Below are 20,709 nucleotides of genomic sequence, written 5' to 3'. Positions count from 1 at the left end.
TACTCAGTAGCCCAGCGCGCGGCTGGCATTGACCTGCTCACGCAACTCCTTGCCTGGCTTGAAATGCGGCACAAATTTTCCATCAAGCGTAACAGGATCGCCAGTCTTGGGATTTCTTCCTACGCGAGGTTCACGGTAATGCAGTGAAAAACTGCCGAAACCACGAATCTCAACGCGTCCTCCGCTGGCTAAAGCATCGCTGATATCGTCCAGAATAAGGCGAACGGCTGCTTCAACTTCCTTGAGCGAGAGCTGGGATTGATGCATTGCAATCTGCTCGATCAACTCGGATTTTGTCATCGGGTATTCTCCATACGTCTTCTTTTACGTCCCGATAGAGGGTTTTTGTTGTCACGTCAGCATAGCGGCTAAAATGATAGAAAACAACGCACTACACAGATCGCATGGTTTAATCACAATAGCCTGCTTTTCAGGCATGTCAGTTTCCGGTATTCGTTGCGTATAATCTACGCCGATACTTCATATTGTTTCGAGGATAAATCATGATCGATGAGGCTGGGCGTAAGCGGCTTTACTGGCATTCTAGGCGTGGAATGTGGGAGCTCGATTTGTTGCTGGTGCCCTTTCTGGAGCATCGTTTCGACTCGCTTACTGATGATGAACAACAGGCTTACGTAAAGCTGCTTGCCGAAGAAGATCAGGATCTTTTTGTTTGGTTAATGCGGCGTGAGTTGCCACAAGACAATACGCTGCGTCCTATTGTTCAGCTTATAATCGAATATGCAGAAGCCACTAATACACGTCACGTTCGTCCCGTCTAAGCTGTATTTGGCTTGCCAACTTTTCCTTGCCTGTCTCATCGCGTTGACATCAAGTGTATGGGTGTCGTGGTGGTTGGGGGGCGTGGTGATGCTCCTGCTTGGGAGTGTTTCAAATTATGAGGCACGTAAGGTTCCGCCTAACTTGCGACGCTTGCCGGAGGGGCAATGGGAAGTGTCAATTGCTGGAAGGTGGCGGAGCGTAGATATCTATGTAACCCGCCTCGGTCCATGGTTGATCGGCTTAAGATTGTCAGGTAGCCATTATTGGCTTTGGCCTGATAGCGCCTCGTCAGCGCAGCTTAAACAGTTACGCCGCGCATTGATGCGCGGCGTAACTGCAAAGGCGTCTTCATTACCCTAGTCTCTGCTTGAGCCAGAAACAGTATTAAGATGATGCATCCTTGCGTTGAACCGGCTCGGTGTTGCCAGTGGCCAAGCGTTTAGCGTCGCTGATGAGATGTTGATGATCGGCGCGTCTACGCAGGCGCTGGCTTGGTAAACGCTGCAGGTTGGCAAGATTGGCCACCAAGGCACTGGCCTGACGCGCCAGTTCACGATTCAGCCATAAATAACCGCTGGGGCTGAACAGGGCGCGGCCTTTTTTCGAGCGCACCTCGAAGGCTGCATGGGCATGCTTTTGCAGGTCAAATAACCCTACATTTAGCTCTATGAGCTGTCCGGTGCGGATTTGAAATGCCAAAGTGCCAAGGTCCCGGGCAAGTCGGTGCTGTTCTTCACGCAACCCTTCGAGTTTTTCAATCACGTCATGGCCATCGCGCGTGGCCCAGTGTGTTTCCAGCAGGAGCTCAATGGTTGAGATCATGCGTCGTTCGAGCGAAAGAATATCTTCCAACGAACCTCGGCGTATACGGCCTTCCTGATGAACTGAATCAACGAGGTTGCGTTGCTTGACGAGCTGCGCCGTTGTTTTCTTTAAAAGTTCTTGGGTATCAAGCTCTTCGAAGCGTTGTGAAGAGGTATGAGCATGATAAAGGCGGGCAAGCTTGTCGAGATTATCAGCCAGCAGGAAACGCCAGAGATCCGTTGCTTTCTGCGGCAGGATCAGCAGGGTAGCTAGAATGCCGATGGATGTACCGACCAGTACGTTAAATGCTCGCCAAAGCGCCACTGTCATGTCGTGATTGCCATCGCCGACAACCATCAACAGCGTAATGCCGAACATCAGGGCGCTGTACCCGTAACGGCTAGTGAATGTCGCATGGGTGGCTATGGCAATGCTTAATAATGTGAGTACAGCAAGTGTGCCGGGTGGCGGCTCGGGAATCAAAAGTAGAAACAATCCCCAGATAGCTCCCAACAGCGTACCTAGCAGACGCTGCCCCCCCTTATCGAGTACACCACCCACGTGTGGCAGATTACCCATAACCATTAATGTACTTACCAGCGCCCAGCTGCCATGTGGAATGTCAAAAGCATGAATAAGCAGGAAAGTGGTCGCCAAGGCAATGGTGGAGCGCAAGGTATGAAGGTGTTGGCGGTGACGATAATTAAAGAAGGGGTCACGCAGATGGAAAGCTTTCATGAGTACAGTATCTTCCAGCGAGCAGAGCAAGGGCTTGCCAAGAAAGGAAAGTTTAAGCGAACGCTTTTGTCTATCAGCATATCTGCTATCAGCAATATATGCATTCGTCCTGTCTTGCTCATTAATGTTATTGAGACATGAACTCCACTTCTGCACTGCATGGTTATCGGAGCACTGAGCGGATAGCGTATTAGACTTTAGTATAAATCAGTGCTCCCGTAGTGGGCCAGTTCCAAGGCGTTCTATTTGTCGCTCTGCTTATATAAAAAACCCGCTCGATTGAGCGGGTATAAAGATCAGTTGCTGGATCGTGTGCGGAACGGGGCCATCGGCACTAGTTAGAGAGCGACAGGCGTTAGAGAGAAGCCGTGTTGTGCATCACCTCTTCAGCGCGATGGCAGGCTACTGTGACGCCATCGATATCTCTCAATTCAGGCACTTCTGCCTGGCAACGTTCTATAGCATAGGGGCAACGCCCTCTGAAAACGCAGCCCGATGGCGGGTTTAGAGGAGAAGGCAGCTCTCCCTTGAGTGCGACACGCTGTCCGCGCGCATGGGGATCAATCGTTGGCGTGGCTGATAGCAGGGCTCGGGTGTAAGGATGCCGTGGCGCAGTGAATATCTTCTCGCGTGGTCCAACTTCCACCGGACGGCCGAGATACATCACGAGCAGATCGTCGGCGACATGACGCACTACGCTGAGATCATGCGAGATAAACAGATACGCGAGCCCGAACTCTTCCTGGATATCATTGAGCAGGTTGAGGACCTGTGCCTGAACCGAGACGTCGAGAGCCGAAACGGGTTCATCAAGCACCAATACCTGTGGGCGCAGCATCAAGGCGCGGGCGACCGCGATACGTTGCCGCTGGCCGCCCGAGAACATATGCGGATAGCGGTCGTAGAATTCGGGACGCAATCCCACGCGTGTCATCATATCGCGGGCCTGGCGCCGCCGTTCTTCCTTGTCAAGCGTGGTATTGATGACCAGCGGTTCCTCAAGAACGGTGCCGATCTTCTTACGTGGATTAAGTGATCCATAAGGGTTCTGGAACACCATCTGTACATCGCGTCGTAGCGCCTTGAGTGCCTGCTTGTCGGGCCGCGTCGCATCCTTGCCATCAATAAATAGCTGTCCTGACGTTGGTGATTCAATCAGCGTCAGCATACGTGCCAAGGTGGATTTTCCACAGCCGGACTCACCGACGACGGCCAGAGTCTTACCTGCTTTGAGAGCGAAGCTCACTCCGCGGACGGCATGCAAGGATGCGCTTTTAAAGGCCCCTTGACGCACGCTGTAGGTTTGTACGAGATCACGAGCTTCCATCATCGTCTTTGCTGTCATGGGGCTACTTCTCCTTGCTCCTGCGCGACGAGAGGGTGATAGCAGCGCACCTTCTTGAAGACATCATGAGACGAGCCGGTAGAGTGATCGGATTCAAGCGCGGGGCGGGTCTGGCGACAATCCTCCTGGACATGCGGACAGCGTGGATTGAAGAGACAACCTTGCGGCCTGTCCTCAATACCGGGGACGACGCCAGGAATGGTTGGCAGGCGCCCCTGGCCGGGATGGCGTTCGGGAAGCGCGTTGAGCAGTGCGCCGGTATAGGGATGACGCGGATGGTGAAAGACGTCACCTGCAGTCCCGGTTTCCACCAGCTGACCGGCATACATGACAGCGACACGTTCGGCTGCCTCAGCTACGACCCCCATGTCATGGGTGATCAGGATCATGGCCATGCCGCGTTCCTGCTGAAGCTCAAGTAACAGATCGAGGATTTGAGCCTGAATGGTGACGTCAAGCGCTGTGGTGGGTTCATCGGCAATCAGCAGGCGTGGATTGCAGGCAATAGCCATGGCAATCATTACGCGTTGATTCATGCCGCCCGAGAGCTGATGCGGGTAATCACCGAGCCGCTTCGCTGGTGCAGGAATACCCACTTTGTCGAGCAACTCTATAGCACGTTCCCGACGTTGCCGCCGGCTGCCACCTTCATGGATCTTGAGCGCTTCGATAATTTGAAAGCCGATAGTGAAACTTGGGTTCAGGCTGGTGGTCGGCTCTTGAAAGATCATGGCGATATCATTGCCGGTGAGCCGACGGCGCGCCTTCTCAGGCATGGACAGCATATCCTGATCATCGAAGGAAAAGCGGTCGGCAGTAACCTGTGCATTCCAGGGTAAAAGCCCCATCATGGCCAGCATGGTTACGCTCTTGCCTGAGCCGGACTCACCAACAACACCCAGCACTTCGCCTTTATCTAACGTTAGGTGTATGTCCGTCACGGCGGAAAACACGCCGCTGCGTGTCTGGAACGCCACGCTTAAATTTTGTATGTCGAGTAGAGGCATAGCGGTTCCCGAATCGGAATTTCGATAATTCATCAGTTAGCGCTTCAACTTCGGGTCAAGGGCGTCACGTAGCCCATCACCCATGATGTTGAAGGCCAGCACCGTGATCAGAATGGCCAGGCCTGGAAAGGTCACTACCCACCAGGCATCCAAGACGTACTGGCGGGCATCAGCGAGCATGCTGCCCCATTCCGGAGTGGGTGGCTGAGCACCAAGGCCCAAAAACCCGAGGGCCGCGGCATCAAGCACAGCATTGGAAAAGCCGAGAGTGGCCTGAACGATCAACGGTGCCAGGCAGTTGGGCAGGACTGTAATGAACATCAGGCGGAAAAGCCCGGCGCCGGCTAGACGTGAAGCGATGACGTAATCGCGATCACGTTCGGAGATCACTGACCCCCGCGTCAGGCGTACATAATGCGGTAAATAGACAACAGCAATCGCAAGCATGGCATTGAACAGCCCCGGTCCAAGCACAGCAACCACCACGACGGCCAACAGCAAACTGGGAATGGCAAGCATGATATCCATTAATCGCATGATCACGGTTTCGACCACGCCACGTAGAAATCCAGCCAGCAGACCGAGCAGTACGCCTGTGACAAGCGAGAGCGAGACGACAATCAGCCCGATCAGCATCGATAACCGCGCCCCATAGATGATGCGAGACAGGATATCGCGGCCTACGTCATCGGTGCCTAGTAAGAAGCGAATGCTTCCGCCTTCCTGCCAGAATGGAGGTACCAAAACATAATCACGAAATTGCTCGGTGGGCGCATGAGGGGCAATGAAATCGGCGCCAATAGCCGCCACAAAGATCAACAAAATGATAATCAGACCAGCAAGTGCGGCATGGTTTTCGCGAAAGGCGTGCCATAGTTCGATCAGTGGGTGCGAAGTCGCTGCCGGTAACGTGGTCGCTTCCGCCGTTTCAGACGCCGCGGCGGGCGGCTGAGATGATAGTTGAGTCATAACGGAGTCCGTCGCTGTCAGCGGTTATGTCGAATACGTGGATTAATCAGGCCATAAAGCAGATCCACCGTCAGGTTGACCAGCATGACCAGTGTCGCGATAAGCAAAATACCGCCCTGCAAGGAGGGGTAGTCACGACGGCTTACGGAATCGATCAGCCACTTGCCGACACCTGGCCAGGAAAAAATGGTTTCGGTCAGGATGGCGCCGGCAAAAAGTACGCCTACTTGAAGGCCGATTACGGTTGTGACTGGGATCATGGCATTTCGCAATGCATGGACGGCGATAACACGAAACGGTGCTAGCCCCTTGGCGCGAGCCGTACGGATATAGTCCTCGCCGAGCACTTCGAGAATCGAAGAGCGCGTCATTCGAGCGATCACGGCCAAAGGAATTGTGCCGAGCACGATGGAGGGCAGAATCAGATGGCGTATGGCATCAACGAAGGCGCCAGGCTCTTTGGATAGCAGAGTATCGATCAGCATGAAACCGGTCGGTGTTTCTATCCAGAACATGGAAGAGAGTCGCCCGGAAACCGGCGTCCAGCCCAATACGCCGGAGAAGAAAATAATCAGCAGCAGCCCCCACCAGAAAATGGGCATCGAGTAACCGGTCAGGGCGGTACCCATGACGGTATGGTCGATAATCGAGCCTCGTTTGACGCCAGCAAGTACACCCAGCGGAATGCCAAGCACCAGAGCGAACACCATTGCACAGATGGAAAGCTCCAGCGTGGCGGGGAATAACGCTAGAAACTCATCGAATACTGAGTTATGCGTTACAAGCGAGCGGCCTAGGTCGCCATGCAACAGACGCCAGAGAAAATCAAAATATTGTTGCCATATAGGTCGGTCGAGGCCTAATTCATGCAGTAATTGCGCATGACGCTCGGGGTCGATACCGCGTTCACCAGCCATGATGGCAACCGGGTCACCGGGGATTAAATGTACGAGCGCAAAGGTGATAATCGTTACGCCCAGAAAAGTAGGCACAAGCAGGGCAAGCTTGCGCAGTAGAAAAGTGAGCATTAGCCAGGTCCGTAAAAGAGAGCCGTTATATCAATCGTTATAGATGCACTGACAGCACACGGATATGCACCGCTGGGCTTACCTGAGTTTCAAGCCCGACGTCGCAGCGTTATGCCTGTCAGGTAAAGAGTTACGGTGCTTCTTGGTGCCTACCATGCCGGATCAAGGTTCGATGGGGCTTTAGCATGTTTGGGAAAAACAGGTGAGCCTTATCCTTCAACTTGATGGGCTTGAGCATGGCCGTCATCTCATCATTGCAGGACGAGATATTCTTATCAGTAGGGGAGCGCTTGAGAGCTCGCGAGCGAAGTTCTCCCGTGCTGTTTTTCAAGCGGAGTATTAGAGACAGGGTTGAGCCATTTAGTGCGTTGGTAAACCACTTTCCGGCGCTTGGCGCGATCAGCGCATGCTGCCGGACACGATGAGCCGTGGTCATGATCGTCGTCCTCTTTATTTTAATAAGTCGTGATCGACCGTTATTATTTGGCTGCTCGCTTCTTGTGAAAGCTTGCAGATAATCAGGTATTTTTACCAGCTTAGCGTGTCTTCAAATAATGTGGCGGCTTGTCCATAAGGCCATGCATGGTTGTCAGCGCCATGCCCACAAGGAAGACCCGTATAGAGAGGGATATTCCAAGGTTTGAGCCACTCATTGAAAATAGCTTCAAGAGAATGAGCTCCGGGGTTAGCGCAATTTTTAAATGTCCCCAAGCAAACAGCGCCGATACGCTGCATATCGGCGCTATGAAACAGTTGCCACAAACTACGCTCTAGGCGGTAATAGGACTCGCCTACATCTTCTAGAATCAAAATCGCATTCTCGGGTATCTTTAAGGCGTAAGGTGTTCCCGCGAGGCTGGCAAGCGTAGTTAGATTTCCGCCAATCATGGGTCCCTTGACCACTTGGCTATGTCCACTGACATGGTGCATGCACGATGATGTGCCGTGTTGACCGGTCAATACATGGCTAATCGAGCGTAGTGACGCAAAGCGCTGACTTTGTTGTTCAGTGTTATCGAAATCACGTGCCAGTTCGCAGGCCACTGGGCCATGGATACCTTTCAGGCCGTGGCTGTAAAAGCTATTCAGTAGCGCCGTAATGTCCGAGTAACCGATGAGCGGTACGTCACTCAACCGTGCCCAATCAATATGCGGCAGCAGCTGAGCGCAGCCGTAACCACCGCGCAGGCACCATACCGCTGTCACGTCCGCAGTAGCGTAGGCTTCGTAGAGATCATCCAGGCGTGCCTGGATGCTGCCGGCCATATAGCGGTGATGTTCCAAGACGTGAGTAGTAAGAACTGCCTCTATACCGGCTTGCTCAAGACGATTACATGTCTCGATCACCTGGTCCTGATCCAGCGCTCCGGCAGGGGCAACAAGCGCGATCTTACCAAGATGACCTCTAACGCTGTCATACAGGCAATCAGCTATTAAGCCAGAAATTTCATGGGGCATGATCATATTTTCTCGGTACACAGGAGCATACAAGGCCCTAACGATTGTCCGTTGGGGCCTTGCATTGCCGCCGTTATTCCGCGAGGTCTACGCCGTAGAATGAATGAACCCCTGTCGGCATGATGACATAATTCTTCACGTTGCTACGTACGGGTTCGTAGACCACCGAATGAGCGATGGGCAGCCATGGCATCTGCTCGTGGAAGACCTGTTGTGCCTGCTCGTACAGCTTGGTTCTTTCGCTCTCGTCTGTCTTCCGTGCCGCCTCTGTGACCAGTTTTTCAAAGGGCTCATAACACCACTTGGCGTAGTTGGACCCCTTTTCGGCTGCATCGCAGGAAAGCAAGGTGTAGAGGAAGTTGTCAGGATCGCCATTATCTCCTGTCCAGCCAAACAGACCTGTGGGTGACTCGCCCTGTTGTGCTCTGCGCAGGTATTCCCCCCACTCATAGGAAACGATCTTGGCATTAACGCCAATCTTCTTCCAATCGGCCTGAATCATCTCTGCCATGCGACGAGCATTGGGATTGTATGGTCGTTGTACCGGCATGGCCCAGATTTCGGTCGACAGGTTTTCTACTCCTGCTTCCTTGAGCAGTTGTTTGGCTTTCTCCGGGTCGAAGGGCGTATTTTCGATAGCGTCGTTGTAACTCCACATGGTGGGTGGAATCGGGTTCTTGGCTTCGGTTCCTGCGCCCTGGTAAACAGCATCGATAATGGCTTTCTTGTTGACGGCCATCGAAAGGGCTTGGCGAACCTTGACGTTATCAAACGGCGCCTTTTCAGTATTGAACGATAGGTAGCCGATGTTGAGCCCCGGTGCTGACTTCAAATTGATGTCCGGGTTGTTCTTCATGGCATCAAGATCGGCCGGATTCGGGAAGGCCATTACCTGACATTCATTAGCCTGTAGTTTCTGATAGCGAACCGAGGCATCAGGCGTAATCGAAAATACCAATCGATCTATGGGGGCTTTACCGCGCCAATAGTCAGGATGCGCCATATAACGGATATAGGCATCTTTCTGATAACCAGCAAACATGAACGGGCCAGTACCCAGAGGTTTCTGATTCATCTGCTCTGGATGCCCTTGTTCCATCAACTGATCGGCATATTCCTTGGAAAGGATCGAGGCAAAATCCATCGCCATGTCGGCGAGGAAAGGAGCGGACGGAGTATTCAGATGAAAACGGATCGTGTGGTCGTCGACCTTTTCGATGCGACCGATTAGGTCAGGGAGGCCCATACCTTCAAAATACTCATAGCCGCCGCCGATCTTATGCCAAGGGTTTTCAGGATCTAGCTGACGGTTGAATGAATAAAGGACATCGTCAGCGTCAAAGTTGCGAGACGGAGTGAAGTAGTCGGTTTTCTGAAACTTTACGCCTTCTCGTAGATGGAAGGTATATGTCTTGCCATCATCAGAGATATCCCACGATTCTGCCAAACCGGGTTCGATCTCCGTAGTGCCGGGTTTGAATTCGACAAGACGATCATAGGCCGTACGTCCTGCGGCATCAAAGGTAGTGCCGGTGGTATAATGCTGAGGATTGAAGCCTTCAGGACTCCCTTCCGAGCAGTAAACCAATGTCTTGGCCTGCGCTGAACCGCTTGCTGCCAGAAGCAAACCACTGACCAGAGCGCTGGTCGTCGCCAAGCGCCGCATCTTGTTGTTCATAAGTCATCATCCTGCCTGAGCGTTATTGTTGGAAATCTTATAGAGTCTTGTTATTGCACTAAATTTCTTATGCTGAGAAAAGAGTATAAGCTTATACTATTTCTATGCCTCAGTGTGCTGCGAAGCTAATGGGTGGGCGACCTACTGTCAATAGCAGTATCGGGCAACTGTTGCTTTCCATTGGACGCTAAAGTAGTGATTTTTTATCCAAATTAATATGGTTTAATCAATTGTGGTATTTATGCTCTGGATTATTGCGTAAAGATGGTTAGTGAGACCACAGTTTAGGTTATTAATTAGAGGAGAAGCTTAGAAGCCAGCTAATAAAATAGGAGATGGTTTAATGAGATGATGATAAAAATTATTTGAAAAAATGGGGAAGCTTTAATTTATCCGATATCGATGCTAAAGGACCATGATTGGCTTCTAATGATGTGGTATTTAACGACAGCATTTTATTAATTTGGCTTGGGAGTCAGATAGAAATCGATGCAAGACTTATATTCGGCGAGTTCGCATTTTTCTATTTAGGTGAAAATATGGTTGATCGTTACAACTTGATATTCATACTTGGAAATTTAAGTTGGGAGAATAGATAACAATTACCTATTCTCCCGCTGCTTCGATTAGTCTTTTATATAAGACGGTTGATGTTAAGTATTTTCATAGCATGTCAGCGACATATGTACTTCGCTCGGCATCTGCTTATCTTTGAATGTGATCTTCCAACCTTTGCAATGTTCCCAAGTAGGACGCTGATAGGGCTCGATCATCTCAATTAATTCAATTTGCGCGCCTTGTGCAACAGGAATGAATACCGGATTACGTACCAATTCCTTCAGCTTCAAGGTCAACGTGCCATCCTCGAATTTTGCTTCTGAAAACAGAGCCATATTGCGACGGTGCCCTTCGGTAGATGACCACTTCATCATCGCGGGCGTGCTGGTTAAAATACTATATCCATCTTTCTGAGTTTCACCATCCATGCCGAAGTAGCTTGATAGCTTTTCGATATGGTAACGGTCGGCATCCATGCGGTAATTGAACGTTCCGCTGAAAGGCTGTGCATTACCATCGTTATCGTAAGCTTCGAAATAGTGTGATCCCTTGTGCCCGGTTTGGAATAGGAAGTCTGCTGACTTTTGAGCAGCTTTTGCACGACCCGCTTTGAAAATGAACTGACGAAGCCCCGCCCAATCATCAATTTCTTGATAAAGACCAGTCTGTTTTAGCCTGGTGGCGCTACCGGTAGGGTCTCGGACAATAAGATTGCCTTTATCCGTGATAACACCTCCGACGCGGCCGCTGTGCGTTGCATCGCTGAAAATGTTTCGAAAACCAGATTGGCAGTGATTGCCAGCGGTATAAGCACTTTGGATTTGCTGTGAAGCGCTGGTAGTTACCGGGGAAACATCCTCACCACCTCCGTTGGTATGCTCAAACCAGTTGTTAATAATGGCTGCATCGAGTAGGGATTTAGCACGAATAGGATAACCCTTGACGCGCTCAAAGGTATTACCCATGAAGCTCATGCCATGCGCTTCATTTTCAAAGACGATGCAGTTGTCTACGTATTGGAAGAGGTTTTCCTTGAACTGGCTGACTGTTGCCACGCCGCCCCATTGATAAATGCCATCGGTACATCCTGTGAACTGATTCCGGGCATAGGTCTGGTTAACGCCTCCATACGTTGAAATAGCGCGTTTGAAGCCATTAAAGGAACAGCCGATCACCTGGTTGGCGTAAGCATCAAGTTCAAAGGCGATGGCTTTCTGGTTGCCTTCGGCACGAAATGCGATACGCTCAACAATGTAGGCGCCATCAAACATTGCGCCCTCAAGGTTCGGGCCGGGAAAGAGCGAAGCACGCTCACCGCCATTACCAAAGTGGTTAAAGCTCTGGCCGATAAGCAGCTTGCGGCTTGCATTCCCTTTCCGCAGGCTGACCTGCTTATCAATACGATAACGTCCCCAGGAAGGCACGCGAATAGTACTGTCAACCGCATCGGCTGCGGCCTGGAAAGCTGCGGAGCTATCTGTTTTACCTGTTGGGTCTGCACCAAAGTCAATAACTGTCTTGGCATTGTTTTTTTGGCTAACTATTTCAAGAATGCCTTGTTCAGTAGTAAGGTCTGCCATGTTTAACTCCCGTTAATAGCTGGTTATGTCGACATCATTTAAATGAGAATACTTCGTTGAGTCGACGCTATTAACGTTCGCTTATTTTGATATTTCTTTCTAGCTGAGCAAGGTGTACCAGATAGGTTTACACATGAGATGAGAGATGACACGATAAATTAATATTCTACAAAATTGAATTTAACATTTATTTATTAAGTTAATTATTGGGCGATAACAAGGCGTGGGATATTTATGTGCCGGCGAATGAAGTTACATAGAGGTGAGTGGTTATAAAGAGATGATGTTTTAGCCTTTGCCAAGTAAAATCCTATTAGCTTCCGAGCCGAATTTATTGGCTGATATAGCTATTAATTGTGTTTAACATAGATATTGAAAGCACTTTTAGGATTGTTCATTCTACGCTGCAAAAGTCGGTCATTGAGAGGAAGTAAAATGGAAAGCAATAAGCAAAATAAAAAAGCAGATGCCGAGCAACAGCCGGAAATGCAGGACGAGCATCGTCATGAAGAGAGTCATCTGACGGGAAAAATTGTTCTAACCGTAGCGCTTTCTGTAATCGTGATCTTTTTTGTTTTTATTCTGTTTGTTTGAGATGTTTGGCTATGTGGCAGCGAGCCTTAATAAGCTTTAACTGCACAACCATTGTTTCACAAGTTCAGAAAATAGAACTTGTATAAGCGCTTATTCAATTGAAGAGTAAAGGGTTTAAAGCGGCTAAATAGGTAGGTGCAATCATGCATCTCAGTAGCAATTATCCATCTTGTTTATGATGATAATGCTGAATGGAGGAGAGAGGTTGAATACTTGATGGTGCCCGGAGCCGGAATCGAACCGGCACGCCCTAACGGGCGAGGGATTTTAAGTCCCTTGCGTCTACCTATTCCGCCATCCGGGCGAGAGAATTTGGCAGGAAAATGGAGGCTGGAGTCGGAATCGAACCGGCGTACACGGAGTTGCAGTCCGCTGCATAACCACTCTGCCATCCAGCCTCTTATGGAGCGGGAAACGAGGCTCGAACTCGCGACCTCCACCTTGGCAAGGTGGCGCTCTACCAACTGAGCTATTCCCGCTCGACATCAGTGCCAAGCACGGGGATGAATTATACGTATGCGAATCATTGTGTCAATCATGAGTGCAAAAAAGTCTCTAAAAGCACGCTCTTACGCGAGACTCAAATCGATCGAGTCAGTTCTGGCCAGGCGGCTCGTAAATAGCTAAACATCGACCACAGCGTCAAAATGGCGGCCACATAAAGCATAACGACTCCTAGCTGTGCGTATACGGTACCGATAGGGAAAGCGAGCAGAGTGAAGATCGATACCATCTGCATGGTGGTCTTGAGCTTGCCCACCATCGAGACAGCTACGTTGGCGCGTTTGCCGAGCTCTGCCATCCATTCACGCAGTGCAGAAATGACGATTTCACGGCCAATGATCACCAATGCAGGCAATGTCATCAGCGCGCTGTCATAACGTTCGATCAAGAGTCCTAGCGCTACGGCTACCATGAGCTTATCGGCAACAGGGTCCAGGAATGCACCGAATGGAGTGCTCTGATTCCAGCGCCTTGCCAGGTAACCATCAAACCAGTCAGTTACCGCGGCTATGCCAAAGAGCCCGGCGGCACAGGAATAACTCCACCAATAAGGAAGGTAAAAGGCCGCGACCAACAGAGGAATAAAAACGATCCGGAGCAAAGTCAGGATATTGGGAATATTCATTGTGCTTTTAGCGTCCTAGCCGATGGTCATCATTGATATTCTAACGCTTTCCAGACCTGATCATCCATGAAGAGCCTGGTGAATCTGTGCTGCAAGCTGGGCATTAATACCCGGGACGCGCGCAAGGTCATCTCGTGAGGCTCTTTTTACCCCTTGAAGTCCACCAAAGAAGCGTAACAGCTCACGCCGACGCTTGGGACCCACACCGGGAATATCCTGAAGCGTAGATGTCCGGCGTTGCTTGTCGCGCCGTTGGCGGTGACCGGTAATGGCGAAACGGTGAGCCTCATCACGAATATGCTGAATCAGATGAAGAGCAGGAGACGTGCCTTCCAAGGTCAGGCTTTGGTCGATTGTCTCTAGAAAAAGAGTCTCAAGCCCTGGCTTGCGCGTCGTTCCTTTAGCGACACCTAACAGCACGATGTCAGTAATGCCGAGTTGATTAAAAACATCACGCGCCATGTTGAGCTGTCCTTTGCCGCCATCCACAATCAATATATCGGGCCGCTTGGCTTCCTTGTTTTGAATACGTTTGTAACGTCGCGTCAAGGCTTGATGCATTGCTGCATAGTCATCCCCGGCGGCCACACCTTCGATATTGAAGCGGCGATAGTCGGATTTGGCTGGGCCATCCTGATTGAATACGACACACGACGCAACGGTCGCCTCGCCATGGCTATGACTGATGTCAAAGCACTCAAGTCGTGAGGGAGCTTCCTGCATGCCCAGTGCGTCACGTAAAGCGAGAAACCGCTTGCTTAACTGTTGATGACTAGCCAGCTGAGTGGCCAGATGCTGCTCGGCATTGGTGTAAGCAAGTTCCAGCCACATTGCCCGGTGTCCGCGTACTTGAGTGGCCAAGCGCACATGCTTGCCAGCTTTCTCACTAAGGGCCGCTTGTAGAACATCATGATCATCCAGAGCATGAGAGGTCAGCACTTCGGTAGGCACCTCCCGCTCCTGACCAAGGTAATATTGGCTAACGAAACTGGTCAGTAACTCATCAGAGGATAAGTCCAGACCATTATCTGGCATGTAGTGCCTTGAGCCGAGTACACGTCCCTGGCGAATCATGAGGACGCTGATGCATAGCCCTCCCGGGCGCTCAGCAAGGGCAAAAACATCGGCATCCCCACCTTCAGTGTCAACGGATTGCTGTGTTTGTAGACGGCGCAACTGCTGTATTTGATCCCGGATGAAGGCGGCCTGTTCGAAATTGAGCGTTTTGCTTGCGTTTTCCATCTCGGTATTCAACTGAGACGTTACCTGATCGCTTTTGCCTTCCATGCACAAGATGGCACGCTCAATATCACGTCGGTAGCTGTCCTGATCGATGTAGTCGACACAGGGGGCACTGCAGCGGCCGATCTGGTACTGAAGGCAAGGGCGAGCACGATGGGCAAAAACCGTATCTTCGCAATTACGGATACGAAATATCTTCTGCATTAATGCCAGACTTTCCCGTACTGCATTCGAGCTAGGGAAAGGCCCAAAGTAGCGGCCATCATTTTTCTTCTGGCGAATGCGGCGAAATTCGAGAGCGGGATAAGGATGACGGTCAGAGACGAAAACGTAAGGATAAGACTTATCATCCCGTAGCAGAATGTTATAAGGCGGACGCAAGGTTTTGATCAGCGTCTGTTCAAGCAATAATGCCTCGGTTTCACTGCGGGTGACTGTGACTTGAATGTCACAGATTCGAGCGACCAACGCTTGTGTCTTGGCATTGAGTCCGCTGCCGCGAAAATAACTGGCCAGACGCTGTTTCAGGCGTTTCGCCTTGCCGACATAAAGCACGTTTTCCTGTGCGTCGAACATGCGATAGACGCCTGGCGCTTCCGTAACCGCCTTTAGAAATTGCCTGGCGTTGAATTCCATGCCTACCTCATCGTGGCTATCCATAAGCGTATTTTACCAAAAGGTAGGCGACAATGAGGAAAGTAACTGCCTCTTTGCGCGCTAAAAATTGTTGAAAGAACATGAAGCTCTTGACGTGTTGCCGTGAGATCCGTATATTTCGCCTCAGATTTAAGAGGGGGCCTTAGCTCAGCTGGGAGAGCGCAACGCTGGCAGCGTTGAGGTCATCGGTTCGATCCCGATAGGCTCCACCAAGAATTTCTAAAAAGCCGCTTGAGCATTCGCTCAAGCGGCTTTTTTCATGACTAAGCAATTGTGGGCTAGCGTGCTTGAGTTGAGTGAGTGGCTATCTTGCCGTTAGTAGGCTGGTGAAAAATATACAACCAATCTACCGTAACGCCGCGCAGCATGCGCGCGGCTATTCAAAAGAGTGGCGTCCTGATCATCAATCGCTGATGCGGCCCAGCAATAAAAACTCGATCAGGGCTTTCTGTGCATGCAGTCGATTGCCGGCTTCTTGCCACACAACGGCGCGCGGGTCGTCAAGCAGGGTCGTACTGATTTCTTCGCCGCGGTGGGCCGGCAGGCAATGCAGGAAAATAACGTTGTCGTCGGCACAGTCCAGCATGGCTTCATCGACTTGATAGCCTTCAAAGGCCGCTTCTCGGATGGCCTGTTCTTCTTCCTGACCCATTGACGCCCATACATCAGTCGTAATCAGATCAGCGCCGCGTGCCGCCTCCATGGGGTCGCGTACAATCTGCGCATGCTCACCCGCCGCTTCAAGAATGGCTGCGTCCGGCTCGTAGCCTTCGGGGCAGCTGATACGCAGTTTGAAATCGAATTGGCGGGCAGCATTGATCCATGAATGGCACATGTTATTACCATCCCCGATCCATACAGCCGTTTTGCCGCGTACCGGCCCACGACACTCCGTCCAGGTTTGAATATCGGCGAGCAGTTGGCAAGGGTGGTAGTCATCGGAAAGCGCATTGATGACCGGCACCGAGCTGGCGGCGGCAAAGTCTTCGAGATTCTTGTGAGCGAAGGTACGAATCATTACAACATCGACCATCTCGGACAGTACGCGCGCCGTATCTTCAATCGGTTCGCCACGTCCAAGCTGTGTGTCTCTTGGTGACAGGAACAGGGCGTGTCCACCGAACTGTGCCATGGCGGTTTCAAACGATACCCGCGTGCGCGTAGAGGACTTCTCGAAGATCATCGCCATGGTGCGATTGGCTAAAGGGACGTAAACGGGCCCATGCTGCTTAAGGCCTGATTTGATCGTGATCGCACGCTGGATAAGATACTCCAGCTCCTGAGAAGAGAAATCCATCAAGGTGAGGAAGTGGCGTGGGGCCATCGTATCGCTCCTGTTACGTAGATAGCACGTAGGTGTTCACCGCGAACGAAAAAGGCGCCACGACTATCCGAAGCCTAGTGCCTCGGACGAGAACGGCGGCGCCCAACATTGCTCGAGACCTTTGTTGTTGGAGGTCTCACTAAAAGGACATCATCCTAGCGAGCGAGCAGCAATGGCGCAACGCTGAGTGCAAGCTTCATTGTGCAGAGGCTGATTTTAACTTCATGTCGAGGTAGAATAGTTAGCATGGCAACATCCACGGCGACGCGAGCATTTAAATTGCTCAGCCAACCCCACGTCCGAGGAATAAAATTATGAGCGCAACTGTCGACACGATTAAGCAACAGATCAGCGAAAATACCATTCTGCTTTACATGAAAGGTACGCCTCAGCTGCCGCAGTGCGGGTTTTCCGCCCAAGCGGTTCAAGCGTTGATGGGGTGTGGCGAACGTTTTGCTTTCGTCAATATTCTCGATAATCCCGATATTCGTGCTGAACTGCCCAAGTACGCTAACTGGCCGACGTTCCCGCAGCTTTGGATCAACGGTGAGCTTGTGGGCGGATGCGATATCATCGTCGAGATGTACCAAAATGGTGAACTCGAACCGATGATCAAGCAGGCATCCAGCGCAGCTTCTCAGGAAGACAATGCTTAAATAGACGCCTATGAGCGTTGAAAGGGCCTGCCAGCTTAGTGCTGGCAGGCCCTTTCTTTTGGCATAGATGTTTATGCAAACTACTAAACTGATTGAAATTGTTGTTGAAAAGCCAAGCAGCTACGACCACGCTGTGAGTAAGGGCCGATCAAGGAGATGAATCGGATACCTACCTGTAAGTGACGAGGGAGATACAGCATGCAGATTCCGCTTGAGATCAACTACAACGGTGTATCGAGATCAGAATGGATCGATGAGTATATCCGCACACGCGTCGACAAGCTGGAACATTTCTGTAATGACATCATCGGTTGCCGTGTTGTTGTCGAGCAGACACAAAATAACAATCGCACGGGTAATCCCTATCGTGTGCTTGTTGAAGTAACGCTACCTGCCAAGGGTGAGCTAGTTGCCGATAAAGAAGAGCGTCTTACCGATCCGCAAGTTCAACTGCGTCCTCTGATTCGACAGGCCTGTGAGGCGATGGAAAAGCAGCTGAAGAAGCACGTTGCCAAGCGTAATAATGACGTTAAGCATCATGATGAACCGACCAGCCCAACTGTTGCTATTGTAGCGCGTACCTTTGCAGAAGAAGGGTATGGCTTTCTCAAGGATGCCAGTGGAGAGGACGTTTACTTTCATCGCAATTCTGTGCTGCATGACGATTTTGATCGCTTGACGGCGGGTACCCAAGTGCGTTTTGAGCCGGAAGAAGGCGATAAAGGGTTACAGGCCAGTACGGTTCAGATCATTGATAAGCCCGGGGTCGGCGGCACTGACGCAGATGAAGGCTTAGAGATGCCCAAAGGATGGGAAAGTAACTAAGGTACATGCGTCGAGCATATGTTTAGTATTGGTAAGACGCTAAACGTGATTGAGAAAAAGCCCGTGAACAATCTTCACGGGCTTTTCTCGTTAAAAGCGCTATCTATTTATCAAGCTAGCCAATAATAGACGCTTACTCTTCGTCCATGCTTTGCTCGCGCATGGCGAGATTCCAGCCACCTAAATCCTTGAACCGGTTAACGATGGCACAGAACAGTTCTGCCGTACGCTCGGTATCGTAGCGCGCTGAATGCGCTTCGCTATTGCTGAACTCAATACCTGCGGCGCGGCAGGCACGCGCGAGAACGGTTTGGCCATACACCAGCCCGGAAAGCGTTGCCGTGTCGAAACTTGAAAAAGGATGAAAAGGATTGCGTTTTACGCCACATCGCAATACGGCCGCATTGAGGAAGCCATGATCGAAGGCAGCATTATGACCTACTAAAATCGCACGATTGCAGCCATGCGATTTAAGCGCCTTGCGTACCGGCTTGAAAATTTCCCCTAACGCTTCGCTTTCTGAAAGCGCAACATTCTTGCGCAACGGGTTATCGAGATCAATGCCGGTGAACTCCAGTGCTGCCTGCTCGATATTGGCACCGGGGAAAGGGTCAACATGAAAAGCATACGTTTGGTCTGGCAGCAGATTGCCGGTTTCATCCATCGTTAACGTGACCGCCGCAATTTCCAGCAGCGCATCGGTATGGGGATTGAATCCGCCGGTTTCCAGATCGACAACGACTGGCAAAAAGCCGCGAAAGCGTTTTGCCATCATGTTCGGGGGAGTATCACTTGTCATGCCTTCCCTCCCGGTATTGAGCATGCTAGGAAAGAGAGAAGACGTGAAATTGCGCTGTAATTGACCGGCACGGCGAGCCTTATATCGTCTATGGAAAAGAGACAGGTAAAAGCAAACGCAGTTTAGCAGCTATAGGTCTCCTCCGCTCGTTGGTGTTCGCTGTCCTGCAAGGGCGTTATACTCAGTGGACAATTACCGGCCGCCAGTGAGGGCGGTGGGATTCATTCATTGAGTAAGGAGCTGGGCATGTCCGATGTGAAGAAGGTCGTACTCGCCTATTCGGGTGGGCTGGATACCTCCGTAATCGTTAAATGGTTACAAGAAACCTACGGTTGCGAGGTGGTGACCTTCACCGCCGATCTCGGTCAGGGAGAAGAGGTCGAACCCGCGCGTGCCAAGGCTCAGGCACTTGGCGTCAAGGAAATCTATATAGAGGATCTGCGTGAGACGTTCGTGCGTGACTACGTCTTCCCGATGTTCCGCGCCAATACCATCTATGAAGGCGAGTATCTGCTTGGCACCTCGATTGCGCGTCCGTTGATTGCGCGCCGCCTGATTGAAATTGCCAACGAGACGGGTGCTGATGCGATTTCGCACGGAGCGACCGGCAAGGGTAACGATCAGGTTCGTTTCGAATTGGGTGCCTATGCGCTCAAACCTGGCGTCAAGGTTATCGCACCGTGGCGTGAGTGGGATCTGAACTCGCGCGAGAAATTGATGGATTACTGCGAGCGCAACAATATCCCGGTTGATTTCGCCAAGAACAAGAAGAAATCGCCGTATTCGATGGATGCCAATCTTCTGCATATTTCTTATGAAGGCGGCATTCTCGAAGATCCGTGGGCCGAGGCCGAAGAAGACATGTGGCGCTGGAGCGTCAGCCCCGAGGCAGCGCCGGATGAGCCAACGTATATTGAACTGACGTATGAGAAGGGCGATATTGTTGCCATCGACGGCAAGGCGATGAAGGCGCATGAAATTCTCGCGCATCTCAACAAGGTCGGTGGTGAAAACGGCATCGGTCGTCTCGACATTGTCGAGAACCGCTACGTCGGCATGAAGTCGCGCGGCTGCTACGAGACGCCAGGGGGCACCATCATGATGCGTGCTCATCGCGCTATCGAATCCATCACCCTCGACCGCGAATCGGCGCATCTCAAGGATGCATTGATGCCCAAGTACGCCGAACTGATTTACAACGGTTACTGGTGGAGCCCGGAGCGCAAGATGCTGCAAAAAGCGATTGATGAATCGCAGACCAGCGTCAACGGCACCGTGCGGGTCAAGCTCTATAAAGGCAATGTCATCGTTGCTGGCCGCAAGTCCGACGACTCGCTATTTGATGCCTCAATCGCCACCTTTGAAGATGATGCCGGCGCTTATAACCAGAAGGATGCTGAAGGTTTTATCAAGCTCAATGCTCTGCGTCTGCGTATCGCCGCCACCAAAGGACGCAATACGGACTAACGCTGCGTTTGCTGGAAAGAAATATCGCCTTGAACGATCATGAAACAAGATCGTCAAGGCTTGAAAAG

19 protein-coding genes and 4 tRNA genes are annotated in these 20,709 nt (G+C 51.2%); 6 read left to right on the top strand and 17 right to left on the bottom strand.

The annotated features are described in order from the left end of the window. Positions 1-3 precede the first annotated feature (3 nt). Complete coding sequence (gene ihfB / locus C3Z11_RS12795) at positions 4-300, bottom strand: integration host factor subunit beta (RefSeq protein ID WP_106478335.1); 297 nt, start codon at positions 298-300, stop codon at positions 4-6. A gap of 203 nt (positions 301-503) precedes the next feature. Between ihfB and C3Z11_RS12790 the strand changes: the two genes are divergently transcribed. Beyond that, positions 504-782, top strand: coding sequence for an FAD assembly factor SdhE (locus tag C3Z11_RS12790; protein ID WP_106478334.1), 279 nt, complete (start codon positions 504-506; stop codon positions 780-782). A 385-nt stretch (positions 783-1,167) separates the two neighbouring features. On the opposite strand, the gene C3Z11_RS12785 is transcribed toward C3Z11_RS12790, so the two are convergent. The 9 genes from C3Z11_RS12785 to C3Z11_RS12740 all read right to left on the bottom strand — a co-directional run bounded on the left by C3Z11_RS12785 (position 1,168) and on the right by C3Z11_RS12740 (position 11,948). Then, positions 1,168-2,325 carry an FUSC family protein gene (locus C3Z11_RS12785; RefSeq protein ID WP_106478333.1) on the bottom strand — a complete coding sequence of 386 codons (1,158 nt, stop codon included), beginning with the start codon at positions 2,323-2,325 and terminating at the stop codon, positions 1,168-1,170. Positions 2,326-2,680: 355 nt separating this feature from the next. Further along, on the bottom strand, positions 2,681-3,670 hold the full coding sequence (locus C3Z11_RS12780; protein ID WP_106478332.1) for a peptide ABC transporter ATP-binding protein: 990 nt from the start codon (positions 3,668-3,670) through the stop codon (positions 2,681-2,683). Further along, positions 3,667-4,677 (bottom strand): ABC transporter ATP-binding protein, encoded by a 1,011-nt coding sequence (locus C3Z11_RS12775; protein WP_106478331.1) that lies wholly within the window; start codon positions 4,675-4,677, stop codon positions 3,667-3,669. The genes C3Z11_RS12780 and C3Z11_RS12775 overlap by 4 nt, the downstream gene beginning before the upstream one ends. A 36-nt stretch (positions 4,678-4,713) precedes the next feature. Further along, positions 4,714-5,646 (bottom strand): ABC transporter permease subunit, encoded by a 933-nt coding sequence (locus C3Z11_RS12770; RefSeq protein WP_106478330.1) that lies wholly within the window; start codon positions 5,644-5,646, stop codon positions 4,714-4,716. Between the two features lie 17 nt (positions 5,647-5,663). Beyond that, positions 5,664-6,674, bottom strand: coding sequence for an ABC transporter permease subunit (locus tag C3Z11_RS12765; RefSeq protein WP_106478329.1), 1,011 nt, complete (start codon positions 6,672-6,674; stop codon positions 5,664-5,666). Between the two features lie 130 nt (positions 6,675-6,804). Next, the gene (locus C3Z11_RS12760) at positions 6,805-7,110 is read right to left on the bottom strand and encodes a hypothetical protein (RefSeq protein WP_106478328.1); all 306 of its coding nucleotides are present in this window, start codon (positions 7,108-7,110) and stop codon (positions 6,805-6,807) included. A 92-nt stretch (positions 7,111-7,202) separates the two neighbouring features. Further along, a complete protein-coding gene (locus C3Z11_RS12755; protein ID WP_262927388.1) occupies positions 7,203-8,138 on the bottom strand; it encodes a S66 peptidase family protein in 936 nt (311 codons plus the stop codon). A 67-nt stretch (positions 8,139-8,205) separates the two neighbouring features. Then, on the bottom strand, positions 8,206-9,810 hold the full coding sequence (locus C3Z11_RS12750; protein WP_317450678.1) for an ABC transporter substrate-binding protein: 1,605 nt from the start codon (positions 9,808-9,810) through the stop codon (positions 8,206-8,208). Between the two features lie 653 nt (positions 9,811-10,463). After that, on the bottom strand, positions 10,464-11,948 hold the full coding sequence (locus tag C3Z11_RS12740) for a right-handed parallel beta-helix repeat-containing protein (RefSeq protein ID WP_106478326.1): 1,485 nt from the start codon (positions 11,946-11,948) through the stop codon (positions 10,464-10,466). A 435-nt stretch (positions 11,949-12,383) separates the two neighbouring features. Between C3Z11_RS12740 and C3Z11_RS16910 the strand changes: the two genes are divergently transcribed. Beyond that, entirely contained in the window at positions 12,384-12,542 is a 159-nt protein-coding gene (locus tag C3Z11_RS16910) for a hypothetical protein (RefSeq protein WP_158701043.1), read from the top strand. A 217-nt stretch (positions 12,543-12,759) separates the two neighbouring features. Here C3Z11_RS16910 and C3Z11_RS12735 read toward each other — a convergent pair. The 5 genes from C3Z11_RS12735 to uvrC all read right to left on the bottom strand — a co-directional run bounded on the left by C3Z11_RS12735 (position 12,760) and on the right by uvrC (position 15,549). Continuing rightward, a tRNA-Leu gene (locus C3Z11_RS12735) sits at positions 12,760-12,846 on the bottom strand. 20 nt (positions 12,847-12,866) lie between these two features. Then, positions 12,867-12,940, bottom strand: a tRNA-Cys gene (locus C3Z11_RS12730). A 5-nt stretch (positions 12,941-12,945) separates the two neighbouring features. Continuing rightward, positions 12,946-13,021: transfer RNA gene (locus tag C3Z11_RS12725), tRNA-Gly, on the bottom strand. A 101-nt stretch (positions 13,022-13,122) separates the two neighbouring features. Beyond that, positions 13,123-13,671, bottom strand: a complete 549-nt coding sequence (gene pgsA / locus C3Z11_RS12720; protein WP_106478325.1) for a CDP-diacylglycerol--glycerol-3-phosphate 3-phosphatidyltransferase — start codon at positions 13,669-13,671, stop codon at positions 13,123-13,125. 60 nt (positions 13,672-13,731) lie between these two features. Further along, entirely contained in the window at positions 13,732-15,549 is a 1,818-nt protein-coding gene (gene uvrC, locus C3Z11_RS12715; protein WP_106478324.1) for an excinuclease ABC subunit UvrC, read from the bottom strand. Positions 15,550-15,706: 157 nt separating this feature from the next. Between uvrC and C3Z11_RS12710 the strand changes: the two genes are divergently transcribed. After that, positions 15,707-15,782 (top strand) — tRNA-Ala (locus C3Z11_RS12710). A 191-nt stretch (positions 15,783-15,973) separates the two neighbouring features. Here the strand turns inward: C3Z11_RS12710 and argF are convergent. After that, entirely contained in the window at positions 15,974-16,894 is a 921-nt protein-coding gene (gene argF / locus C3Z11_RS12705) for an ornithine carbamoyltransferase (protein WP_106478323.1), read from the bottom strand. A 314-nt stretch (positions 16,895-17,208) separates the two neighbouring features. Here argF and grxD point away from each other — a divergent pair, with 314 nt between their 5' ends. Then, positions 17,209-17,550, top strand: a complete 342-nt coding sequence (gene grxD / locus C3Z11_RS12700; protein WP_106478322.1) for a Grx4 family monothiol glutaredoxin — start codon at positions 17,209-17,211, stop codon at positions 17,548-17,550. Between the two features lie 198 nt (positions 17,551-17,748). Continuing rightward, entirely contained in the window at positions 17,749-18,375 is a 627-nt protein-coding gene (locus C3Z11_RS12695) for an HPF/RaiA family ribosome-associated protein (protein WP_106478321.1), read from the top strand. Positions 18,376-18,508: 133 nt separating this feature from the next. Here the strand turns inward: C3Z11_RS12695 and rnt are convergent, their stop codons facing one another. Further along, entirely contained in the window at positions 18,509-19,174 is a 666-nt protein-coding gene (rnt, locus tag C3Z11_RS12690) for a ribonuclease T (protein ID WP_106478320.1), read from the bottom strand. Positions 19,175-19,420: 246 nt separating this feature from the next. Here rnt and C3Z11_RS12685 point away from each other — a divergent pair, with 246 nt between their 5' ends. After that, positions 19,421-20,641, top strand: a complete 1,221-nt coding sequence (locus C3Z11_RS12685) for an argininosuccinate synthase (RefSeq protein WP_106478319.1) — start codon at positions 19,421-19,423, stop codon at positions 20,639-20,641. The last annotated feature ends 68 nt before the right edge of the window (positions 20,642-20,709 follow it).

It is taken from the genome of Phytohalomonas tamaricis, assembly GCF_003012345.1.
Taxonomy (GTDB): Bacteria; Pseudomonadota; Gammaproteobacteria; order Pseudomonadales; family Halomonadaceae; genus Phytohalomonas; species Phytohalomonas tamaricis.
The sequence above is the reverse complement of the archived record's forward strand: the minus strand, read 5'-3'. Positions and strand labels throughout refer to the sequence as shown.

Coding starts and splice junctions, on each gene's coding strand:
- C3Z11_RS12790 (WP_106478334.1), top strand. CDS start 504: ATGATCGATGAGGCTGGGCGTAAGCGGCTTTACTGGCATTCTAGGCGT.
- uvrC (WP_106478324.1), bottom strand. CDS start 15,549: ATGGAATTCAACGCCAGGCAATTTCTAAAGGCGGTTACGGAAGCGCCA.
- C3Z11_RS12740 (WP_106478326.1), bottom strand. CDS start 11,948: ATGGCAGACCTTACTACTGAACAAGGCATTCTTGAAATAGTTAGCCAA.
- C3Z11_RS16910 (WP_158701043.1), top strand. CDS start 12,384: ATGGAAAGCAATAAGCAAAATAAAAAAGCAGATGCCGAGCAACAGCCG.
- C3Z11_RS12780 (WP_106478332.1), bottom strand. CDS start 3,670: ATGACAGCAAAGACGATGATGGAAGCTCGTGATCTCGTACAAACCTAC.
- grxD (WP_106478322.1), top strand. CDS start 17,209: ATGAGCGCAACTGTCGACACGATTAAGCAACAGATCAGCGAAAATACC.
- C3Z11_RS12765 (WP_106478329.1), bottom strand. CDS start 6,674: ATGCTCACTTTTCTACTGCGCAAGCTTGCCCTGCTTGTGCCTACTTTT.
- pgsA (WP_106478325.1), bottom strand. CDS start 13,671: ATGAATATTCCCAATATCCTGACTTTGCTCCGGATCGTTTTTATTCCT.
- argF (WP_106478323.1), bottom strand. CDS start 16,894: ATGGCCCCACGCCACTTCCTCACCTTGATGGATTTCTCTTCTCAGGAG.
- C3Z11_RS12770 (WP_106478330.1), bottom strand. CDS start 5,646: ATGACTCAACTATCATCTCAGCCGCCCGCCGCGGCGTCTGAAACGGCG.
- C3Z11_RS12785 (WP_106478333.1), bottom strand. CDS start 2,325: ATGAAAGCTTTCCATCTGCGTGACCCCTTCTTTAATTATCGTCACCGC.
- C3Z11_RS12750 (WP_317450678.1), bottom strand. CDS start 9,810: ATGAACAACAAGATGCGGCGCTTGGCGACGACCAGCGCTCTGGTCAGT.
- C3Z11_RS12775 (WP_106478331.1), bottom strand. CDS start 4,677: ATGCCTCTACTCGACATACAAAATTTAAGCGTGGCGTTCCAGACACGC.
- C3Z11_RS12685 (WP_106478319.1), top strand. CDS start 19,421: ATGTCCGATGTGAAGAAGGTCGTACTCGCCTATTCGGGTGGGCTGGAT.
- rnt (WP_106478320.1), bottom strand. CDS start 19,174: ATGACAAGTGATACTCCCCCGAACATGATGGCAAAACGCTTTCGCGGC.
- C3Z11_RS12755 (WP_262927388.1), bottom strand. CDS start 8,138: ATGATCATGCCCCATGAAATTTCTGGCTTAATAGCTGATTGCCTGTAT.
- C3Z11_RS12760 (WP_106478328.1), bottom strand. CDS start 7,110: ATGACCACGGCTCATCGTGTCCGGCAGCATGCGCTGATCGCGCCAAGC.
- C3Z11_RS12695 (WP_106478321.1), top strand. CDS start 17,749: ATGCAGATTCCGCTTGAGATCAACTACAACGGTGTATCGAGATCAGAA.
- ihfB (WP_106478335.1), bottom strand. CDS start 300: ATGACAAAATCCGAGTTGATCGAGCAGATTGCAATGCATCAATCCCAG.